Source organism: Paenibacillus sp. LRG-1 (assembly GCF_057220305.1).
The window spans coordinates 1615768-1635481 of the sequence record NZ_CM170126.1 but is presented as its reverse complement, the minus strand read 5'-3'; the positions used below and the strand labels follow the sequence as shown (position 1 = coordinate 1635481).

Sequence of the window (19714 nt, the reverse complement as noted above, 5' to 3'; positions counted from 1 at the left end):
TTCAAGTCTATGCTTGCACAATTATTCACAAGCTTTATTGCCACCGCTGCTTTCGGCATACTTTTCCATGCCCCCCGGCGTTCACTACTGCAATGCGGTTTTGTTGGTATGCTAGGCTGGCTTGTCTATTATTCAACCACGGACAGCATGGGACCTGTGAGCGCCAGCCTTTTGGCAACGATTCTCATCGGCATCGTCAGTCAAGGCTTTGCGCGGCTGTACAAAATGCCTGTGATTATTTTTAGTGTGGCAGGCATGATTCCGCTCGTTCCAGGGGGAATGGCCTATAATGCCATGCGCCAGTTCGTACAACAACATTATCCTCAGGCACTGGAGCTGGCCATGAGCACGCTGATGATCGCAGGTGCTATTGCTGTCGGTTTAGTGCTGTCTGAGGTGCTTAATCAAATTTTTCACAGCATACGTTTTAAACCACAGCGCTAAAAGCGATGAAAATAGCAAAGTAAAAGAGGCTGCTCCTAAAATCATCCGCAGTGTTTGAGACGATTTTGGAAACAGCCTTTTTCTGTACACATTACAAAGAATATTTAACTGTCATAAGCTATTATTCATCCACTCGCTTGCCCAATATCGCTAAATCTCGCTCTATGCTGTCCAGCACAGCTACACGCGGATAGTATCCCCATTGCTCAAAACCAAACTTCCGCAGCAGCCCAATACTTGGTTCATTATGACCAAAAACAAATCCCAACAACGTTGTAATCCCCAGTCTCGGACATTCATTTAGCAAGTGCTGTACCAGTCGACTTCCTGTTCCTGTTCCACGAGAATCCTCATGGACGTATATGCTAATTTCTGCTGTACCGTTATAAGCTGGACGCCCATAAAAGGACTGAAGGCTGGCCCATCCGGCAATTGCACCCTTTTGTTTTAATACCCACAAAGGGCGGTGGTTCTCCTGATGAGCCTCAAACCATGGAATGCGACTCTCCACTGTCACCGGTTCCAGATCTGCCGTGACCATTCGTCCTGCGATCGTAGAATTATAAATGTCCACAATATCGGGAAGATCCTCTTTGCACGCAAATTCAATGGAAAAAGATTGGTCCTTATTCATTATTCGTATCCGCCTCCTATTGTGTGATTTATTTATTGTACAAGACAAGCGCCCGATCAGCCATATCGAGTTGTTTTGCGGATTAGTCCCAAAGGGTTTTATAATAGAGCTTGAAGATAAGGAAAAATAAAAACGAGGAAAGCGATTTAACACGATGAGACGGGAGGTATGTTTCGGAGTCAGGGATTCTGAAGCAGCTTAATATGAATATTGGAAATCAACTCTTGATTTTGAAAGTACCTATAGAATCTTTTTTTGGAAAAACGACCATTTATCCTGTGCTGCTCAAGGACGAGGATGGACTTACACTGATTGACACGGGAATGCTCGGCCAATTGGAGCCATTACGCAAGGCTATTTCAGATGTGGGTGAGGATATCAGCCGCCTGAAAAGAATTATTTTAACACATCAGGATATTGACCATATCGGAAATGTTCATGCACTACTGGACTTGCTGCCGAATACTGCCCTGTTAGCCCATAAGGATGACGTTCCTTATATGACAGGAGAGCGACCGTTTGTGAAGCTGACGTCGGAACGGATCAAACAAATGGATACTGTGCTTAAGCAGCAAGCAGAGGATATGATTCGCCGCCTGCCAGATTTGCGCTTTGCTCATATTCTTGAGGACGGTGAGCATCTGCCTTATGGTGGGGGCATACAGATTATTCATACACCCGGTCACACGCCCGGGCATATAAGTTTGTATGTGCCCGCACAAAAGCTACTATTGGCAGCAGATGAACTGCTGGTAGTCGAAGGTGAACTGGTCGGTCCTGCAGAGTCGGCTACGCCGGATATGCCGCTGGCCCTGAAGAGCCTCGATAAACTAACTGTATTGGATGTCGAGAAGGTACTCTGCTACCATGGTGGTTACTATGATCAGAATGTACAGGCACGACTGCAAACATTATGTCAGGAAAGAGAATAAGTCATTCAATGCTATAAATAATTATGTATGAAGAGCTATAATGAATAAATAGACAGAAAGGAATGAGACTTTATGAATGAGAAAATAACCCGACTGTATGATGAACTGAAGTCACAGTCTTGGGACGGCATGCTTGTGACCGATCCTAAACATATTTACTATCTGACGGGCTTTGCCAGTGATCCGCATGAGCGTTTTCTGGGTCTGGTGTTGCTTCGGGACCAAGAACCAGAACTGATCGTACCCGCCCTGGATGCAGAAGCCGCCCAAGCTGCTTCTTCTGTGACTCGTATATCCACCCACACCGATACGGACAATCCATATGATCTGCTGCGTCAACGTACAGGCACCGGTGTGAAAGCATTCGCGCTGGAAAAGGAGCACGTCTCCGTCCTCCGTTACGAACAGCTACATACTGCCATTGGCGCGGCTCAATATGTGGATCTAGGTCCAGTGCTTCAAGAAATGCGTGTGAGAAAAACTCCTGAGGAAGTGCAACGTCTGAAACATGCAGCTCGTTTGGTAGAAGATGCTCTTCGTCACGGTCTCACCCATGTGCGTGAAGGGGTGACGGAAGTCGAACTGGTGGCAGAAATCGAATACCAGATGAAAAAGATCGGCGCAGACGGCCCGTCCTTTGACACAACAGTACTGTCTGGACCCAAAACAGCCTTGCCTCATGGTGTTCCAGGCACCCGCAAGCTACAGCATGGCGATCTGCTCATGTTTGATATGGGCGTATACTCCGATGGCTATGCTTCGGATATTACACGTACTTTTGCTTTTGGAAAGCTATCGACTGAGCTGGAAACGATTTATAATACGGTTCTTCGCTCGAACGAAGCGGGAATTGCCGCCATTCGCCCGGGAGTTTCCTGCGCATCCGTAGATCAGGCAGCACGGGCTGTTGTTGAAGCCGCTGGATATGGCCCTGCCTTTAACCATCGAGTTGGACACGGCCTTGGCATGAGTGTTCACGAATATCCATCTGTACACGGAGGCAATAGCGATCTGCTTCATGAAGGCTTCGTGTTCACAATCGAACCCGGTATCTATGTGCCAGGCCTCGGCGGTGTGCGGATTGAAGATGACGTTTTGGTCACCTCTGATGGTGTTGAAGTGCTTACCTCTTTTCCAAAAGAACTTACGGTGCTGGGATAAAAACATCGCTATTCATTATATCGGTATGTAAAAAGTATGAAAAAAGGAGGGGCAACCCCAAGCCATTATGGCTTGAGGGTTTGCTCCTCCTCTTCTATAAAGCGGAAATTGCGTGCGATGTACAAAATGGGTGTACCCGCCGCGGTCAGTACAAATTTTAAGATGTATGTGGTGAATAATATCTCGAGCCATATCCCCCACGCATAACCGTAAAAGGCAATAGTACAGAAAATGAGCGTATCTATAAACGAGCTGATCATCGTGCTGCCATTGCCGCGAATCCAGAGCTGATGACGTTCCGGAAAAAACTTGCGAATCCAGGCATACAGACGCACGTCCAGCAATTGACTGACCGCATAGGCTGTCAAGCTGGCAAGCGCAAGCCTTGGCAACAATCCAAACAGCTGTTGCATCGGTGTCTGGGCAAAATCCGTTGCAGTAGGCTGGAACTGCAGCACCATTTGCATCGTTATCGTCGTCATAATCAGAGTAAAAAAGCCGAACCACACAGCTTTACGCGCCTCTTTAGGCCCATATTTTTCATTCAGTAAGTCACTGGCCATATACATAGAAACATACATCGTATTTCCCAATGTCGTGGTAATACCGACCAGATCAATCGTTTTGGTTACCTGAATGTTGGCTAGTACAGTAGCAACACCAATCCAGGCGTACAGCCCTTTTTTACCGAACAACCGAAAACATAACAAAAAGAACATAAAATTGACGAGGACAAAAGCTGCCCCCCATAACAGATTAAACATGAAATCCTCCTAGTTTTGATAGCGCGGGATGGTTGCGAACCGCGGTTCATCCGAAGCAAGCCGGAAAAACATTATTTTAATGTATCATAGATTAGGATTCGTGAACAGCTATAATTTACACTGTCCTAAACTCAATACAAAGAGCCGACCTTATGGCCGGCTCTTTGTATTGAGTACATTCTGTACGTGTGTTATATAGGCTACAGATGCGATAGGGGAATGCATCGTACACCTTTCGTTTATCATTTACTTAGGAGTGTGCCGTTGCATCCAAATCCATGCCATGATTGTTGAACACGTCTTGATCGTTCTCCTTGAGCACCTTGCCTGAAATGAGACCTGCGGTAATAGAATCATTGACATTTAACGCTGTGCGTCCCATATCAATCAACGGTTCGACTGAGATGAGCAATCCTGCCAATGCCACTGGAAGATTCATGGTGGAAAGCACGATCAGGGAAGCGAAAGTGGCACCACCGCCTACACCCGCCACGCCAAACGAGCTGACCGTAACGACCAGAATAAGCGTGAGGATAAAATCCCAGCTCGTTGGATCAATACCCACGGTTGGAGCAATCATGACCGCCAGCATTGCCGGATAAATACCAGCACAGCCGTTTTGCCCAATAGTCGCTCCCAAGGTCGCAGACAGATTCGCGATGCCGTCGGACACACCAAGCTTTTTCGTTTGTGTTTCAACATTTAACGGAATGGTCGCCGCACTGGAACGAGAAGTAAAAGCAAAAACCAGTGTAGGCAATACCTTTTTCACATACGTCACCGGATTGTAGCCGAACAAGGCCAGCAAAATAAGATGAATGATAAACATGACCAACAGAGCTACATAAGAAGCGAGCACAAACTTGATTAGCTTCAAAATTTCATCCGGATTGGTCGTAGCTACTACTTTAGTGATCAGTGCTAAAATGCCGTAAGGAGTCAATCTCAGCACCAGAGTTACAATCCGCATCACTACAGCGTACACTGCATCGATCACTTTACGGAAGGTTTGCGCCTGTTCCGGTTTTTTACGATCCAATCCGAGCACAGCCACACCGATAAAGGCCGAGAAAATGACCACCGCCAGCGTCGACGTACGACGTGCTCCCGTCATATCCTCAAAAGGATTTGAAGGAATAAATTCCAGCACCTGCTGTGGAATGGTCATGTCCTGAACTGTTCCAAGACGCTCTTCCATCTTTAAGCCCTGTGCTTGTTCCTTCTCCCCACCTTGAATCTCAATTGCCTTTAGATCAAACGACAAGCTGGTTACAATACTAACTGAAGCAGCAATTGCCGTTGTAATCAGTAGTACTGCAATAATGGATACGCTGATTTTGCCAAGGTTCTGTCTTCCCTTCAAATTCATAATAGCCGAAATAATCGACACCATGATAAGCGGAATAACTACCATTTGCAGCAAACGGACATAACCATTACCTGCGAGGTTGAACCAATCAACTGATTTTGTAATGACCTCTGAGCCTGCACCATAGGCATATTGTAGAACAGCCCCGTAGATCAGTCCGAAGCCAAGTCCGGCAAATACCCTTTTTGTGAAGGAGATGTGCTTTTTCTGCATCCAGACCAATACGCCTAGCAGCAAAAGCAGCACGATTACATTTAAAATAATAAAGAAGGTATCCATGTATTATTTCCTCCAAACTTATACTTAATATGTTTTATAAGGTGATCCCTCAATCCGAAGATTACTATATCACAAAACCAACTATTTTTGTAGGTTTTATAACAATAAAATAGTTAAGCAGCTTCCACTTTGGATTTATTGAAAATGCCAAACAGCAAGCCTTCATCTTTCGAAGGCTTGCTGTTTTTTGTCCTGAACACAACGACATGTATTCAACTTAGGCGTAAAATCTTTATCAGCCGTTAGACGATCACTGTGTATAACAGTTCCTGTTCCTTAACCACTTTATGCTGATTATCAGCGGACTCCAACTCGCTAAACTGAGCTACATTCGTAACAATAACAGGCGTTATCGTTTCGTAACCAGCCTTGCGGATTTCCACCAGATCAAACTCCAGCACGAGGTCTCCTACCTTCACGCGATCTCCTGCTTTAAGATGAGGCGTAAAATGAAGTCCTTTTAGTTTAACCGTATCCATCCCAACATGAATGAGCATTTCAAGTCCTGAATCACTCACCAATCCAACAGCATGCCCACTTTTGGAAATGGAGAACACTGTGCCATCCACTGGAGAAACAACCCGGCCTTCGGATGGTTCAATAGCCCAACCTCTACCCATGATTTCTTGAGAAAATGCAGGGTCATTGACTTCACTGAGCGGCTTAACTTCACCCATAATCGGGCTGTATACCGGGATTTTCTCACCTTTCGGCAGTGAGGACACAGCAGATTGTGCTATTTCATCAGTGGAGATGTCTCCGCCAGCGTCTGTTGTTGCTTGTGGTGCTTCTTCGTTCTTTTCATCTGTAAAGCCGATCAAATAGGTAACAATCGTAGCAACCACAAATGCAATAATAAGACCCAGGATTGCGTATAAGAAAGTCGGTCCAATAAACATCGCCAGACCAGGCACACCAACCAATCCACCCATGACATACGCTTTTGTACCAAACAAGCTCATGAAACCCCCGCCGACGGCTCCGCCGATCAACGCAGCAGTAAATGGTTTTTTAAACCGCATATTTACACCATACATTGCAGGCTCAGTTACACCCATAATAGCTGTCAAGCTCGTCGAGAAAGCCACTGTTTTGACTTTGGCATTTTTTGATTTTAAGAATACACCCAGTGCAGCACCAGCCTGTGCCAAGTTGGCTGCTCCCATAATTGGAATCATGTAGTCAAAGCCCAACGTTGCAATCGATCCAATCATAATAGGAACCAACGCATAGTGCATACCTGTCATAATGATCAGGGAGAAGGTACCGCCTAGCAGCAGACCTGCAAGTGCACCTGTATTTTCAAACAACCAAGAGATACCGCCTGACAGGCCATTACCAATAATGGAGCCGAGCGGCCCTACAGCAACCAAAGTCAAAGGTACAATAATCAATAAAGTCAATGTCGGAACAACGAGCAACTTCAGTGATGCATGTGTATACTTATCAATGAATTTTTCAACATAAGATGCCAGCCAGACCGCAATAACGATTGGAATAACGGTCGAAGAATACGTGGCCGCTGTCACCGGAAGACCAATAAAGCTAACCTTCACGTTAGATGCCAGTAAAGCTGTAATCGTCGGGTGCAAAATGGAAGCACCAATCGCCGCACCAATAAACATATTACTGCCGAGTTTTCTAGCAGCACTGACAGCCAGAATAATAGGCAGGAAGTAGAACGCACCGTCACCTATTGCCGCTAAAATCGTATAGGTTTGACTCTTATCGGACATCCAGTTCATTGCCACTAAAAGAGCAATGATCCCTTTGATCATACCTGCGCCGGTGATCGCTGGCAAAATCGGTGTAAACATACCCGCAATAAAGTCGAACAGTTTGCTGATCGGGTTTTGTTTTTTCTTAGATGCAGTACTTGCTCCTGAGTCACTTTGCGGAGCCTTGGACATGTTGCTCACCAACGATTTGTACACGTTAGCTACATCATTACCGATAATAACCTGAAACTGGCCGCCACTCTCCATGACTCCCATGACGCCATCCGTTTTCTGCAACTGCTCTTTCTGAGCTTTCTTATCATCATGAAGGTTGAAGCGCAAGCGGGTCATGCAGTGAATGACCTGCTCTACGTTTTCTTCACCACCAACCAGTGTAAGTATCTCTTTGGATAATTGATTTTGATCCATGAGGTGTTCCTCTTTTCTTTTAAGGTATAAAATAAAATGCGCAAATGGGCAATAAAAAAACCTGAATACAGAAAGCAGACAGCTTTATAAAAAGCCAATCTTCTTTCAGCATTCAGGTTTTGCCTTCTGGTTTAGAAGTAGCAATCCTAAATCCCTGATCATACATAAAATCATTGATTTTTAATGATACGCTCGATATGAATGGTGAGATACAACATCTCATCCTGGGACAAGCTTCGACCATAGATTTTAGTGGTATAATCTCTTATTTTTTCCGCGCAGGCGTAAGCATTCTTATACTGAACCTTAACCATATCATGAAGGGAATTATCTGTATTTTGTACAGGGGTCCCATTCATTACCCGTTGAGCAAAAAATTTGAGATGTGTAATAAAGCGGTAATAGCTTAACGACTCTTCATCCAGATCCATTACAAAAAAGCGACTTACAATATTTATGATATCCTTGACAATGTTAGTCAGGGTTATCGTTTCGCGCATTTCGCTATTAAGCTGTGCATTCACCAAATGTAAGGCGATAAATGCTCCTTCATCATCTGGAAGTGTAACTCCCAGCTTGTCCTGAATCATGTGCAATGCTTTGGTCCCAATCGTGAATTCCTTACGGTACATTCGCTTGATTTCCCAGTAAAGTGCATTTTTGATATCCATACCCAAGCGATAACGCTCTATGGCAAAATGGATATGATCCGTCAGCGAAATATAGATGCTGTCATGCAACTCTACACCAAGTATCGTTTTGGCATATTGGATGATTTCATCAGAAATTTCAACATATTCAATAGGGATATCAGACATCAGGGTCATGAGTTTGCGAGAAACCTCGGTACTTTCAAGTTTGAAAATTTTCTCAATTTTCTCTTCTTCAATCTCATCGCCTGTGTTTTTTTTAAAAGCAATTCCTCTTCCCATAATGACTAATTCTTTCTGCTGTTCATCAATGACCGTTACGACGTTATTATTCAGCACCTTTGCTATCTTCATTCCATCACCTTAAGCCGCTTGGAGTAGTAAAAAAAGGCAATACCAAAACTGACACATAGTGCCTGCTTATGGTTTTGCCCGATACGCTCAGTAACAATCCACGATTGTGCAGTTTTGAATAACTGACACCATAATATCATATAAAGACTGAGGTGACAAGTTTTTTTGTAAACACTTTCATGAGGCTTTTGGGCGTTGGCACGCCTTAGCTGCCAGGGCTCTTTTCCACAACCGAGTTCGGAGAAGGAGAAGCATTCATGCCAGATGTGGACACTACTTGCGAATGCTCATCTTTTTCATCCACAAAGCCCATAAAATACGTAATTACGCCAGCTGTAACTAGTGAGATTAACATTCCCAAAATAGCATATATAAATGTAGGACCGACGAATAATCCCAAGCTGGGCAGACCTGATATACCACCAATAGCCGTTGCTTCAGTTTCAAATAAACTCATAAATGCACCACCGAGAGCCCCTCCGATCAACGCCGCAACAAAAGGCTTCTTAAAGCGCATTGTGACTCCATACATCGCCGGCTCAACCACCCCCATCATGGCAAGCAAGCCTGTCCAAAAGGCCAGCGTTTTCACTTTGACATTTTTGGATTTAAAAAGCACGCCAAATGCTGCACCTGCCTGGGCAAGTACCGCTGCCACTACCACAGGAAAGACATGATCGTAGCCCAGTGTTGCAAGCGAGCTGATCATAATCGGTACCATTATATATTGCATACCTGCCATAATAAGCAAAGACATCGCGCCCCCGAGCAGCAGCCCTGCAAACACTCCTGCATTATCAAATAACCATGCGAGTCCATCCGATAAATGTTGACCGAGATACCCCCACAACGGGCCAAGAACGAACATCATCAAAGGTATAAAAATCATCAGAGTCAAAGTCGGGACAGCCACTACTTTAAGCCAATAGGGGGTATGCTTGTCTAACCATTTTTCCACATACGACGCCATCCAAACGACAACAAGCATTAGTATTATGGAAGAAGCAGACTGCCCGTCTATGACTGACAAGTCGCCAAAGCGAACCTCCTCACCAGACTGGAACAACTCTGTCAGGCGGGGATGCAATACTGATGCTCCGATGGCAGCCGCAACAAACATATTGCTGTTCAGCTTTCTTGCCGCACTTGCCGCAAATAGAATGGGCAAAAAATAGAATACCCCATCGCTGATAACCAATAAAATGGTATACGCCTGTTGATCAGATAACAAACTAGTAAATACCTGTTGGTCTGAAAACAAAAAACCTAAGGACATGAAAATAGATATTAATACCTTGATCATTCCCGCCCCAATCATTGCCGGCAAGATCGGAGTGAATACGCCTGATACATAATCTAATAGACGACTTATCGGATTTCTCCCTGTGGCAGCTCTGTAACTTCCGAAAGTCTGCTCCTGTTCATCTTCTCCCCTGACCTGCGAAATCATTTCTTTGGAAAGTAAATCCCGATTCATAACTACCTTTTCCCCTTTTTATATGTATATTGAAGACCACTTTCGAACTTACCAAACCAAGCTTAGAAGAATATTGTAATAAAAGCGGTATTCCTTATGCTACTTATATTACTTCTTTTTTACAATAGTTTTAAAGAAGGAGTAATCTATTCGTTTTTATGCACCTGATAATTTACATCTAACTTACATCTAAACACCTAAGACCATAGTTATATATTTTTTGTTTGTTTTTGGGCAAATATGACTATTCAACCGCCTGTTAATTATGTAAAATAGGTCTAACCTACTTTTTAGTAAATCATGGATTACTTCCCTTTCACATTCTTGTCCCTTGAATACAGCTGAAATATACATAGAATCCGAACATTTTCAGTCTTTTCTTCAAGCAAGGAGAGGAAAACAAGTAGATCATGGCGTGCCTAGTATCTTATTGGACAAGCGGCCTACATCAAGCAGGGGAATTCGTCTGATTTTATTACCATCATGTGAGAGGAGAATTTTCATGAAGAGTTTTAATCGTTCCATTGGCGCGAAATTACGAATTATGTTTTTGCTGATTCAGCTCTTTGCATCCCTTTTGTTCAGCATCAGTTTCTATGCAATATCCATGAGTATCATTAATAACAGTGTCATGCCTCAAGTAGACCAATTGCTAGAAACTGGAGCTAAAAATGTGTATCAGGATCTCAATATTTCCTTAGCGGTTCAGGCCCAACAAGGAAGCGGTTCTGATTCCGGCTCCGCTATACAGATGGAATCCTATCTTCAGGAGAAGGTCGATACTCTCAAATTAGAATCGGCATATATCGCAGTAGTAAAGGATGGTAAAGCCGAAGTCGTCGCACGGAATGTAAAATCAGTATACAAGGTCAAGGATGCACTCATTCCAGTAGAGGATATTAAAAAAGCAAAACAAGGCGAGATGAATATCAGTGAAATTTACAGCGATTCGTACGGAGTACACAAAACCGCCTTCTTTGCTATATCGGGTAGTAATCTAGTTCTGGGTGTGAACGAAGATGTCGGATTCGTACAGGAAAAATCCCAACAAATTTTATGGATTTGCATAGGTATTACAGTGGCAACGCTCCTGCTGGGCGGAATTATTTCTACCCTCGTGATACGTAAAGTTGTAGAACCCATTGCTGAATTGGTTCGTCATAGCGAAAAAATCGCTCAAGGTGATCTTTCACAAGAAGCGAAAGTTCATGGAGTCAATGAAATTGCCCAACTTGCCCGCAGCTTCCAATCAATGTCTCATAACTTGAAAGAAATGATCGGCCATGTGCTTTCTACATCCGGTGCGGTTGTTGAAGGATCGGACGAGCTGCTTCGTCGGACTGAGGCTATGAGTGTAAAAGTGCAGGACTCTACAGTTGCCGCAGAGGAAGTAGCAAAGGGCAGTACCAGCATAGCTACAACTGCTGCTGAAAATGCACAGGCTATGGAGGAAATCGCTCAAGGTGTTCAGCATATCGCCTCCTCTGCCAATGATGTATCCGATCAAATCAGTGAAGCAACGAAAGAAACGGTTAACGGTAATACGCTCGCTCAAAAAGCTGTAGCTCAAATGTCACAGGTAGGACATGCTGCCGATGAATCGCTTCGATACATCCATAGTATGAATGAGCGCTCAGAAGCCATTGGCAGTATCGTTTCGGCTATTTTCGATATTACGAAGCAAATTCAAATGTTGTCCCTGAATGCCTCCATTGAAGCTGCCCGTGCGGGCGAACATGGACGGGGCTTCGCCGTAGTAGCTGGAGAAGTACGCAAGCTTGCCGAGCAATCTAAAGAAGCCACACAAGAAATTTCTGACTATTTGGTTACCATTCAAGAAGTATCGCAACAATCTGTGGACTCTGTGACCCAGGTTAGCCGTGAAATTCATTCGGGAACGGAAATGGTTCAACAAGCGAGCTCAGCCTTTAACCAGCTAAGTGAGCTTATGCAAAAGATCAATGCTACGATTCAAACGGTATCTGCAGCAACGGAGCAAGTATCCGCCAGCTCGGAGGAAGTATCTGCTTCCGTGGAAGAGACAGCTCTCATCGCTGCCAATGCACAGCATATGATTCAAGAAATCGGTTTTAACGCCGATGAGCAACTGAATGAAATGGAAAGCCACAGCGAGGTTGTTCGCCAATTAAGCAAACAAGCAACCGAGCTGCAAAAGGCAGTTCAAAAATTTAAAATTACGTAAGCCGATACAATAGAGGATTTTGCAAAAATCCCATAAGCGACTTCCAATGGACAAGATGTAGATCGAAATGGTTTAGTTCGTCTATATCTTGCACTTCAGAGCGACTGGAATCGAATTTTGCAAAATCCTGAATAAAAAGAGGTATCTCACAGTCTTGAAAATGGCTGTAGAGATACCTCTTTATTTTTTAAAAGCGATTTTAATAATCATCCATGAAGTTTATGAATTCATTCCCATAATACGATAAATTTGCTCCATATCTAAATGAGCCCGTACCACCTCTGCGACACGGTCAAACTCTCGTTCCTTGGCTTCACGTACAGTAAAAGTGCTTTCTAAAGGTGCCAAGCCCTTGGTTTGTCGCAATCCATCCAGCCAGCACCGACGAAAACGGTCATTATCAAACACACCGTGCAAATAGGTTCCCCATACTTTACCGTCTGTCGTACCCCAGCCTTCCTCAAAAGCTGTTCCTTCGCCACGCCGGATATGGAATAACCTTTTCATTTCGCTTAAGTTAAAAGTTATATCTGTAGGTGCGTATGGTTCCGTAACATACTCCGTAACGCCCATATGTATTTCATAGCCTTCAATGCTTGGCTTAGAGGCAGAACCCGAATCAGGCGCAAGCAAAAGCGGGCAATGATTAGACAGGGTTCCCAGTACGCGTACGGTTTGCTTTTCCTTTAAAAAGGTCGTGGATAGAGCCAGCCAACCTAACCCTTCTGCCTGCTGCGGCAACCCAGATTCGACGGCTTCGGGATCAAATAGCGCTGTACCCAGCATCTGATAACCTCCACAAATGCCAACTAGCTGTGTGCGTCCAGTATTCATAGCCTGCCGAATGTCTTTCTCCAGACCTCTCTCACGCAATTCCAGCAGGTCTCCAATAGTGTCTTTGGTCCCCGGTAAGATAATGGCGTCCGGTACGCCCAACTGTCCGGCTTCTGTGACATAACGAACACTCACATCCGGCTCTGCGGCCAGAGCATCCGTGTCCGTAAAATTGGAAATCCGCGGATATCGTATCACCGCAATATCCAGTTCTTTATCTTTTGCAGATTGCTTGGGCTTCTTGTCCAGTACTACCGAATCCTCTGCTTCAATGCGAATGTCTGGTAGATAGGGCAATACACCGAGTACAGGAATGCCCGTCCGTTCTTCCAGCCAGTCTAATCCCGGTTGAAGCAGAGACAGATCACCTCTGAATTTGTTAATGATAAATCCGCGGATACGCTGTACTTCATGGGGTTCCAGTAACTCGATGGTTCCTACGAGAGAGGCAAAAACACCGCCCCGGTCGATATCTGAAATAAGCAACACTGGTGCATCCGCCCAACCTGCCAAATTCATATTTACGATATCTCGGTCCTTCAAATTAATCTCTGCCGGGCTGCCTGCCCCTTCCATAAGGACAATATCATAGGTATCACGCAACCGATTCAGAGCATCCATAACGGTCTGTTTGGCTTTTGGCAAAAAATCCTTCCGGTAATCTGAGGCGCTCATATAGGCATAAGGTACACCGTGTACAACAATTTGTGAGTGCATATCTTTGACTGGCTTAATCAGAATCGGATTCATGTCAGTCGTGGCCTCAATACCGCAGGCCTCAGCCTGCACCCCCTGAGCGCGTCCAATTTCCTTGCCGTCCTCGGTAACATAAGAGTTTAACGCCATATTTTGCGACTTAAACGGTGCGGGACGATATCCGTCCTGCGTAAAAATACGGCAAAGCGCAGTTGTCACCACGCTTTTGCCCACATCCGACGCTGTTCCTTGAAGCATCAATACGGCTGCCGGGTTCGTGCAGGACGGTTCGAAAGTTGACAATTGCCTCTTCCCCTTTAACGAATTCATTTCAAATCTGGTCACAACCCGTACAAAATTACAATAAACAACAATAAAACAGTCTCCAGCAATTCGTTTAAAGTTCCGTATATATCTCCCGTAAGTCCACCCAAGCGGCGGTTAATACGGTTTGCCGTGAAGGTTCCAACACCGTAAGCCAAGACCGGAATCAACACAAAGCCTATCGAGATTGGAAGGCTCTCAGAATATGAAAGGAACGTCTGTATGGTTGATCCTGCCAACGACAGATTCCCAGTATCCCTTGTTGCTGTAGCCAAACCTGCCAGAAGATATTGTCCTACGGCAGCACTCAGGGTCACTAATACAGCCCAGAATACGGCTAACCCTACGCGGCCACCACTCATATCAGCAAAACGCGCAGCCAGCCCATCATCATTACGGGCTTTAGGCCAGCGCTTCATTGCATGTACCATAAACCAGCGGCTCCAAACCATCGGAAGCAGCAGTAAGCCAGACACATTCCGTTCAACCAACACTGTATACAGCAAAGAAGCCTTGAGCATGAGTAGCAACACACAAGCAATAACGCCCATTGCTCCTACACGGCTATCCTTCATAATCTCCAGCATCCGCTCACGGGATCGGTAGCTGAACAAGGCATCAGCCGCATCCATCCACCCGTCCAAATGCAATCCGCCCGTCAACCAAACCCAGACAACAAGCGTAAGAATCGCACACGGCAACGGCGGCAACACCATAGAAGTAAGCGCCGCAAAGCCCCAGACAATGATGCCAATAACCACTCCGACCAGCGGATAATAACTTGCACTGCGTTTAAGCAAATCCGGGGAAAAATCCAATTCCGCCTTCACCGGAAGACGCGTTAAAAATTGAAAAGCCGCAGCAACAGCCTGACGTTCGCGGCTCATAGCTTATATTCCAACTGTTTGAGTTCTACGGGAATGCCCGCCGTCACCAAAAATACTTCATCACAAAGACGGGCAATCCGCTGATTCATTACCCCACTCAAATCCCGATACAGCCGACCAAGCGGATATTCGGGCACAATACCGTCACCAACCTCGTTGGTCACGATGACGAGCTGCCCCGGATACTGCTCCACAGCTGCCGCCAGTTCATTAATGGCAGCTCTGGACGCAGCTTCGCCGTCCTCGCCTGCGGCCAGCAGCACGTTCGACAGCCACAGGGTCAGGCAGTCGACTAGCACCATAGGCGCGGGTGATGGCTGCGACGCTTGATCGCCGCCAAGCCGTCGCAGCAGCTCCGGCAGCGCCTGCGCTTCCTCCAGCGTCTGCCAGTCGTATCCGGCAGACTCGCGCTGGACCCGATGAAGGGCGATGCGCTCCTTCATCTCCATGTCATAGGCTTGCGCCGTTGCAATGTAGCAGGCGCCAGGCGCGCGCGACATGCATAATCGCTCGGCAAAGCCGCTTTTCCCGCTGCGTGCCCCGCCGGTCACGAGCGCTTTCATCGCTGCGCGGCTCCCTGACCGTCCGATACGCCTGCATCGGCAAAGGTCGCCATTTCGCGCATAATGCGGCACGCCGCATCAATCAGGTGCAAGCTAAGCGCACCGCCTGTGCCCTCCCCGAGCCGCATGTCCAAATGAAGCATGGGCTCCAGCTTGAGCTGGCGGAGCACCGCCGCGTGCCCGCGCTCGTCCGAGGCGTGCGAAGCGAGCATGTACGCAGCGCTAGCAGGCGCAAGTGCACGCGCTGCGAGGGCGGCTGCGCCTGAAATAAAGCCGTCCAACACGACTGGACAGCGATGTGCGGCTGCCCCGAGGATGACTCCTGCCAAGGCGGCAATCTCCAGACCGCCGACCTTAGTGAGCACGTCGAGCGCATCATTTGCATCTGGCTGGTTCACGTCCAATGCGCGGCAGACAACCGATATTTTACGGGTAAGCCCAGCCATATCTACACCCGTCCCCCGGCCTACGATAACTTCCGGCTCCAGTCCGGTGAGAGCACATACGACCGCAGCGCTGGCTGTCGTATTCCCGATGCCCAGCTCTCCGGTAACGAATAGCCGTGTGCCACCTTTGACCGCTTCTGCTACGGCTTCTGCTCCGGCCAAAACCGCCTGTTCCGCTTCTGTACGCAGCATCGCTGGCCCTTTAGCTATATTCGAAGTACCCATGCGTACCTTACGGTCCACCAGATTCGCGTGAGCGACATCCGCATTCACGCCAACATCTACCACCTTGACATCTGCGCCCGCATGGCGTGCCAGCACATTAATTGCCGCGCCACCTGACAGCATGTTATACAGCATTTGCTGTGTAACCTCAGCCGGAAAGGCACTGACTCCCTCTTCACACACCCCGTGATCCGCAGCCATGACCATAACCGTTTTACGATCAAATTCAGGCTTGTCCACTCCTGTAATTCCTGCTAGCTTGATGGCCACACTTTCCAACTTGCCAAGACTTCCCGGTGGCTTTGTTAATTGGTCCAAATGGGCTGAAGCTGCCGAGGCCGCCACCCCATCCGGCTGGGCAATGCTATCGATCAGCTGACGCAGCTTGTTGTTCATAACTTCCACTCCCTGCTCTTTTTAAGTGTGTTTCATCGTTTATTTAATCTGCTGTATCCGAAGCACTCCTGCGCAGCAAGAGCTGCGGCACACCGCTATCGGGATGCGGAAGCATCACAGGCTCAACACCGTATACTCGTCGAATCCGATCCTCGGTTAATAACTTCGATGAAGCTCCCAATCCTTCAACCATTCCATCTTTGAGTACAAGCAAATCTTCGCAAAATTGGGCTGTCAAGTTAAGATCATGCAAGACCGCAATAATCGTCACACCCGTTTCTTGGCGCCAATCTGCCAACAGTTCCATAAATTCAAGCTGATAGCGCAAGTCCAGATAGGTCGTAGGCTCGTCCAGCAGCAATATTCGTGGCTCCTGCACCATTACTTTTGCCAAAGCTACACGCTGTCGCTGTCCCCCACTCAAGCGGTCCAATGCTCTGTCCGCCAGCGTGGTAAGACCCAATCGCTCTAGCACGCGATCCGTGATCGCCTCCACATCAACACCCTTTTCCCTGCCTAGCCAGTCCTGATGAGGAAAACGTCCCATTTCTACGACTTCCCTGACGGTGTATCCCACTGGAGGAAGCCCTTCCTGTTGGAGTACGGCTATGAGTCGGGAAAGCTCTTTTCTGCTGTAGCTACCGACCTTTTTGCCATAGATATGAACGTTTCCCGAAGTTGGCTGATCTACACCGGAAAGCAAATGCAGCAAGGTGGATTTTCCACTGCCGTTCGGACCAATAATCCCCCACCAAGTTCCTTCGTCGACGCTCCAGCTTATATTCTTTAACGCATGGAACTCTCCATAGGCACGTGTTAGACCCGCTACCTCTAACGCCCGATCATGTACCTTCTGTGATTCACTTTGTTCTGTCACAGCATTTCCCCCCTGCGCAGCTTCTTGTTCCGGTACAGGAGATATGCGAAGAACGGTGCCCCAACAAAGGCCGTCATCACGCCCAGAGGAATTTCCGTGGGGGCTAACAACGTGCGAGCCGCCGTATCTGCCCAAGCCATAAAAATAGCTCCACCGAGCGCAGATAATGGAACAATCATCCGGTAATCAGGCCCTGTCACCAGACGAATGATATGCGGTACAACGAGTCCCACAAAGCCAATCACTCCACATACCGAGACAGCGGCTGCTGTCAGCAGCGTGGAAATGATCAGAACAGATAGCTTCGTCGCATCTACATGAACTCCCATGTGAGCCGCCTGACGTTCACCCAAAGCCAAAATATTCAGCACACGTGCCCGGTTCCATAGAAATACCAGTCCTATGACCACATAAGGTAAAAGGATTCCTGTATATGACCAACCGCGCAGGCTAAGACTTCCCATCGTCCAGTACAATATTTCATTGACCGTCTCCTTCGACATGGCTGTCAGAAAGGAAACAACCGCCCCCAGAAAGGATTGCATCACCACACCCGACAAAATGAGACTTTGTGTCGGAATTTTTCCACCTTCCCGTGCCAACGTCAGCACCATCCACAGCGTCAGCATTCCGGTCGTAAATGCCACTAGCGGCAGCGTCCATATGCCAACAAATGAAAATTGAAGGCCCCAATAAATCAGTACTGCCGCTCCTACCGAAGCCCCCGAGGATACCCCCAGTGTATACGGATCAGCCAAAGGATTACGCAGCACACCCTGAAATCCGGCTCCCGCCAGCGCCAGCGCTGCTCCTACCAACATTCCCAGTAACACTCGTGGCAATCTGACCTTCAAAATAATTTGCTCTGAGGATGTATTCCAATCCGGTGTAAACGTATCGCCTAACCATGGAAGGTGGTTAACCAGAATGCCCGTGATCTGGCTGACCGGAAGCTTGGCCGAGCCGATGCCAAGACAGAGCAGTAGCGTCAGTAACAGCAGGACAAGACCTGTTCCTCCAAAGCCGATCAGTTTACGGTTCATTTGAAAATTTCAGGATACACGCCCTTGGCCACTTCCTTGAGACCTTCCGTTACGCGTGGACCCGGACGACTAATCAAATTATCATCCACGGCAAATACCCGGTTGTGGCGAACAGCCGATATTTGATCCCATCCACTGCGAGCTTTAATGATTTCGCCGAGCGTTTGACCAGTTTTGTCGTCCTTGACACTTTTGCTGTACAAAATCACGTCAGGGTTCGCAGCAATAATATTTTCCTCACTAATTTGGTACCACCCCTTCTGCGTGGCGCCTACATTTTCGCCGCCCGCCAACGTAATCAGCTCGTCCATAAACTCGCCTTTACCAACTGTCCAGCCTGGTGAAAACTCGACGTATACCCGCAGCTTCTGACCTTTACCGATATTTTTAATTCCTTCTTTCACTTCAGCTACATCTGCTCTCATCTTGTCAGTCACCGCTCTCGCTTCTTTCTGATGATCGGTGATTTTCCCATACAATTCGATGTTAGCCATGACATCTTCAACTGTCTTCGGTTCCGTTTTAAAAATCATAATTCCCATGTCGCGCAGCTTGGTCGTAGCCTGTTCACTAAGTGATATCCCTGCAAAAACGACTTCCGGGTTAGCAGCAATGATCGCCTCTTCGTTCGGTTTCATAATACCGCCCACTTTAGGCTTTTTCGTAGCTGCTTCCGGGTAATCAGAGTAGTCGGAGACGCCAACAATTTCCTTATCCAGCCCGATGGCGAACAGCGCCTCGGTTTCTGCCGGGGAGACGGAAACGATTTTATCCGGCGCTTTTTTGAATGTAAATTCCTGTCCTGTTGTATCCTTAACCGTGAGTGGGTAAACTGTTTTGCCCGGAGGCTCTTGTGCGGTTACGGTCTGTCCCGGCTGCTGTGAAGAATTCTGGTTCTCTTTATTTTCAGCATTTTTCCCATTAGCTCCACATGCACTCAGCACAACTGCCAAAATCAGAACCAATAGACCTGTTGTCCAAACCTTTATTTTTTTTCCTGCCATGATTT

General features: G+C 46.9%; 17 protein-coding genes. 4 read left to right on the top strand and 13 right to left on the bottom strand.

Annotation, left to right across the window (positions count from 1 at the left end; all coding sequences use genetic code 11):
* Positions 1 to 9: 9 nt before the first annotated feature.
* On the top strand, positions 10 to 444 hold the full coding sequence (locus ACUUJN_RS07190; protein ID WP_013309318.1) for a threonine/serine exporter family protein: 435 nt from the start codon (positions 10 to 12) through the stop codon (positions 442 to 444).
* A gap of 121 nt (positions 445 to 565) precedes the next feature.
* Here ACUUJN_RS07190 and ACUUJN_RS07185 read toward each other — a convergent pair whose 3' ends face one another.
* Complete coding sequence (locus ACUUJN_RS07185) at positions 566 to 1078, bottom strand: GNAT family N-acetyltransferase (RefSeq protein WP_068939939.1); 513 nt, start codon at positions 1076 to 1078, stop codon at positions 566 to 568.
* Between the two features lie 203 nt (positions 1079 to 1281).
* Here ACUUJN_RS07185 and ACUUJN_RS07180 point away from each other — a divergent pair, with 203 nt between their 5' ends.
* Both ACUUJN_RS07180 and ACUUJN_RS07175 read left to right on the top strand, forming a co-directional pair.
* Positions 1282 to 2010 (top strand): MBL fold metallo-hydrolase, encoded by a 729-nt coding sequence (locus ACUUJN_RS07180; RefSeq protein ID WP_418027411.1) that lies wholly within the window; start codon positions 1282 to 1284, stop codon positions 2008 to 2010.
* Positions 2011 to 2082: 72 nt separating this feature from the next.
* Entirely contained in the window at positions 2083 to 3171 is a 1089-nt protein-coding gene (locus ACUUJN_RS07175; protein WP_418027410.1) for a M24 family metallopeptidase, read from the top strand.
* Between the two features lie 65 nt (positions 3172 to 3236).
* On the opposite strand, the gene ACUUJN_RS07170 is transcribed toward ACUUJN_RS07175, so the two are convergent.
* From ACUUJN_RS07170 to ACUUJN_RS07150, 5 genes are all read right to left on the bottom strand, one after another.
* Positions 3237 to 3935 carry a queuosine precursor transporter gene (locus ACUUJN_RS07170; protein ID WP_023987659.1) on the bottom strand — a complete coding sequence of 233 codons (699 nt, stop codon included), beginning with the start codon at positions 3933 to 3935 and terminating at the stop codon, positions 3237 to 3239.
* A 250-nt stretch (positions 3936 to 4185) separates the two neighbouring features.
* On the bottom strand, positions 4186 to 5583 hold the full coding sequence (locus tag ACUUJN_RS07165; RefSeq protein ID WP_025724316.1) for an L-cystine transporter: 1398 nt from the start codon (positions 5581 to 5583) through the stop codon (positions 4186 to 4188).
* A gap of 242 nt (positions 5584 to 5825) precedes the next feature.
* Positions 5826 to 7730, bottom strand: a complete 1905-nt coding sequence (locus ACUUJN_RS07160; RefSeq protein ID WP_484669461.1) for a beta-glucoside-specific PTS transporter subunit IIABC — start codon at positions 7728 to 7730, stop codon at positions 5826 to 5828.
* Positions 7731 to 7900: 170 nt separating this feature from the next.
* Positions 7901 to 8734 (bottom strand): BglG family transcription antiterminator LicT, encoded by an 834-nt coding sequence (gene licT / locus ACUUJN_RS07155; protein ID WP_023987656.1) that lies wholly within the window; start codon positions 8732 to 8734, stop codon positions 7901 to 7903.
* Between the two features lie 205 nt (positions 8735 to 8939).
* Positions 8940 to 10211, bottom strand: a complete 1272-nt coding sequence (locus tag ACUUJN_RS07150) for a PTS transporter subunit EIIC (RefSeq protein WP_484669460.1) — start codon at positions 10209 to 10211, stop codon at positions 8940 to 8942.
* A 502-nt stretch (positions 10212 to 10713) separates the two neighbouring features.
* Here ACUUJN_RS07150 and ACUUJN_RS07145 point away from each other — a divergent pair.
* Positions 10714 to 12414 (top strand): methyl-accepting chemotaxis protein, encoded by a 1701-nt coding sequence (locus ACUUJN_RS07145; RefSeq protein WP_028543010.1) that lies wholly within the window; start codon positions 10714 to 10716, stop codon positions 12412 to 12414.
* A gap of 219 nt (positions 12415 to 12633) precedes the next feature.
* Here ACUUJN_RS07145 and ACUUJN_RS07140 read toward each other — a convergent pair whose 3' ends face one another.
* The 7 genes from ACUUJN_RS07140 to ACUUJN_RS07110 are packed head-to-tail and all read right to left on the bottom strand — an operon-like array spanning position 12634 to position 19709.
* Positions 12634 to 14247: a cobyric acid synthase gene (locus ACUUJN_RS07140; RefSeq protein ID WP_484669459.1), complete on the bottom strand. Its 1614-nt coding sequence runs from the start codon at positions 14245 to 14247 to the stop codon at positions 12634 to 12636.
* 38 nt (positions 14248 to 14285) lie between these two features.
* A complete protein-coding gene (gene cobS, locus ACUUJN_RS07135) occupies positions 14286 to 15155 on the bottom strand; it encodes an adenosylcobinamide-GDP ribazoletransferase (protein WP_023987652.1) in 870 nt (289 codons plus the stop codon).
* A complete protein-coding gene (cobU, locus tag ACUUJN_RS07130) occupies positions 15152 to 15718 on the bottom strand; it encodes a bifunctional adenosylcobinamide kinase/adenosylcobinamide-phosphate guanylyltransferase (protein WP_053324914.1) in 567 nt (188 codons plus the stop codon). Before cobU ends, cobS begins: the two co-directional genes overlap by 4 nt.
* On the bottom strand, positions 15715 to 16785 hold the full coding sequence (cobT, locus tag ACUUJN_RS07125) for a nicotinate-nucleotide--dimethylbenzimidazole phosphoribosyltransferase (protein WP_484669458.1): 1071 nt from the start codon (positions 16783 to 16785) through the stop codon (positions 15715 to 15717). The genes cobU and cobT overlap by 4 nt, the downstream gene beginning before the upstream one ends.
* Positions 16786 to 16828: 43 nt before the next feature.
* Positions 16829 to 17662: an ABC transporter ATP-binding protein gene (locus ACUUJN_RS07120; protein ID WP_023987649.1), complete on the bottom strand. Its 834-nt coding sequence runs from the start codon at positions 17660 to 17662 to the stop codon at positions 16829 to 16831.
* The gene (locus ACUUJN_RS07115; RefSeq protein ID WP_209941360.1) at positions 17659 to 18705 is read right to left on the bottom strand and encodes a FecCD family ABC transporter permease; all 1047 of its coding nucleotides are present in this window, start codon (positions 18703 to 18705) and stop codon (positions 17659 to 17661) included. Before ACUUJN_RS07115 ends, ACUUJN_RS07120 begins: the two co-directional genes overlap by 4 nt.
* A complete protein-coding gene (locus tag ACUUJN_RS07110; protein WP_023987647.1) occupies positions 18702 to 19709 on the bottom strand; it encodes an ABC transporter substrate-binding protein in 1008 nt (335 codons plus the stop codon). The genes ACUUJN_RS07115 and ACUUJN_RS07110 overlap by 4 nt, the downstream gene beginning before the upstream one ends.
* Positions 19710 to 19714 lie beyond the last annotated feature (5 nt).

What these genes read in the sequence shown, in the direction of transcription:
- ACUUJN_RS07190 (WP_013309318.1), top strand. Translation starts at nt 10, where the DNA reads ATGCTTGCACAATTATTCACAAGCTTTATTGCCACCGCTGCTTTCGGC.
- ACUUJN_RS07185 (WP_068939939.1), bottom strand. Translation starts at nt 1,078, where the DNA reads ATGAATAAGGACCAATCTTTTTCCATTGAATTTGCGTGCAAAGAGGAT.
- ACUUJN_RS07180 (WP_418027411.1), top strand. Translation starts at nt 1,282, where the DNA reads ATGAATATTGGAAATCAACTCTTGATTTTGAAAGTACCTATAGAATCT.
- ACUUJN_RS07175 (WP_418027410.1), top strand. Translation starts at nt 2,083, where the DNA reads ATGAATGAGAAAATAACCCGACTGTATGATGAACTGAAGTCACAGTCT.
- ACUUJN_RS07170 (WP_023987659.1), bottom strand. Translation starts at nt 3,935, where the DNA reads ATGTTTAATCTGTTATGGGGGGCAGCTTTTGTCCTCGTCAATTTTATG.
- ACUUJN_RS07165 (WP_025724316.1), bottom strand. Translation starts at nt 5,583, where the DNA reads ATGGATACCTTCTTTATTATTTTAAATGTAATCGTGCTGCTTTTGCTG.
- ACUUJN_RS07160 (WP_484669461.1), bottom strand. Translation starts at nt 7,730, where the DNA reads ATGGATCAAAATCAATTATCCAAAGAGATACTTACACTGGTTGGTGGT.
- licT (WP_023987656.1), bottom strand. Translation starts at nt 8,734, where the DNA reads ATGAAGATAGCAAAGGTGCTGAATAATAACGTCGTAACGGTCATTGAT.
- ACUUJN_RS07150 (WP_484669460.1), bottom strand. Translation starts at nt 10,211, where the DNA reads ATGAATCGGGATTTACTTTCCAAAGAAATGATTTCGCAGGTCAGGGGA.
- ACUUJN_RS07145 (WP_028543010.1), top strand. Translation starts at nt 10,714, where the DNA reads ATGAAGAGTTTTAATCGTTCCATTGGCGCGAAATTACGAATTATGTTT.
- cobS (WP_023987652.1), bottom strand. Translation starts at nt 15,155, where the DNA reads ATGAGCCGCGAACGTCAGGCTGTTGCTGCGGCTTTTCAATTTTTAACG.
- cobU (WP_053324914.1), bottom strand. Translation starts at nt 15,718, where the DNA reads ATGAAAGCGCTCGTGACCGGCGGGGCACGCAGCGGGAAAAGCGGCTTT.
- cobT (WP_484669458.1), bottom strand. Translation starts at nt 16,785, where the DNA reads ATGAACAACAAGCTGCGTCAGCTGATCGATAGCATTGCCCAGCCGGAT.
- ACUUJN_RS07115 (WP_209941360.1), bottom strand. Translation starts at nt 18,705, where the DNA reads ATGAACCGTAAACTGATCGGCTTTGGAGGAACAGGTCTTGTCCTGCTG.
- ACUUJN_RS07110 (WP_023987647.1), bottom strand. Translation starts at nt 19,709, where the DNA reads ATGGCAGGAAAAAAAATAAAGGTTTGGACAACAGGTCTATTGGTTCTG.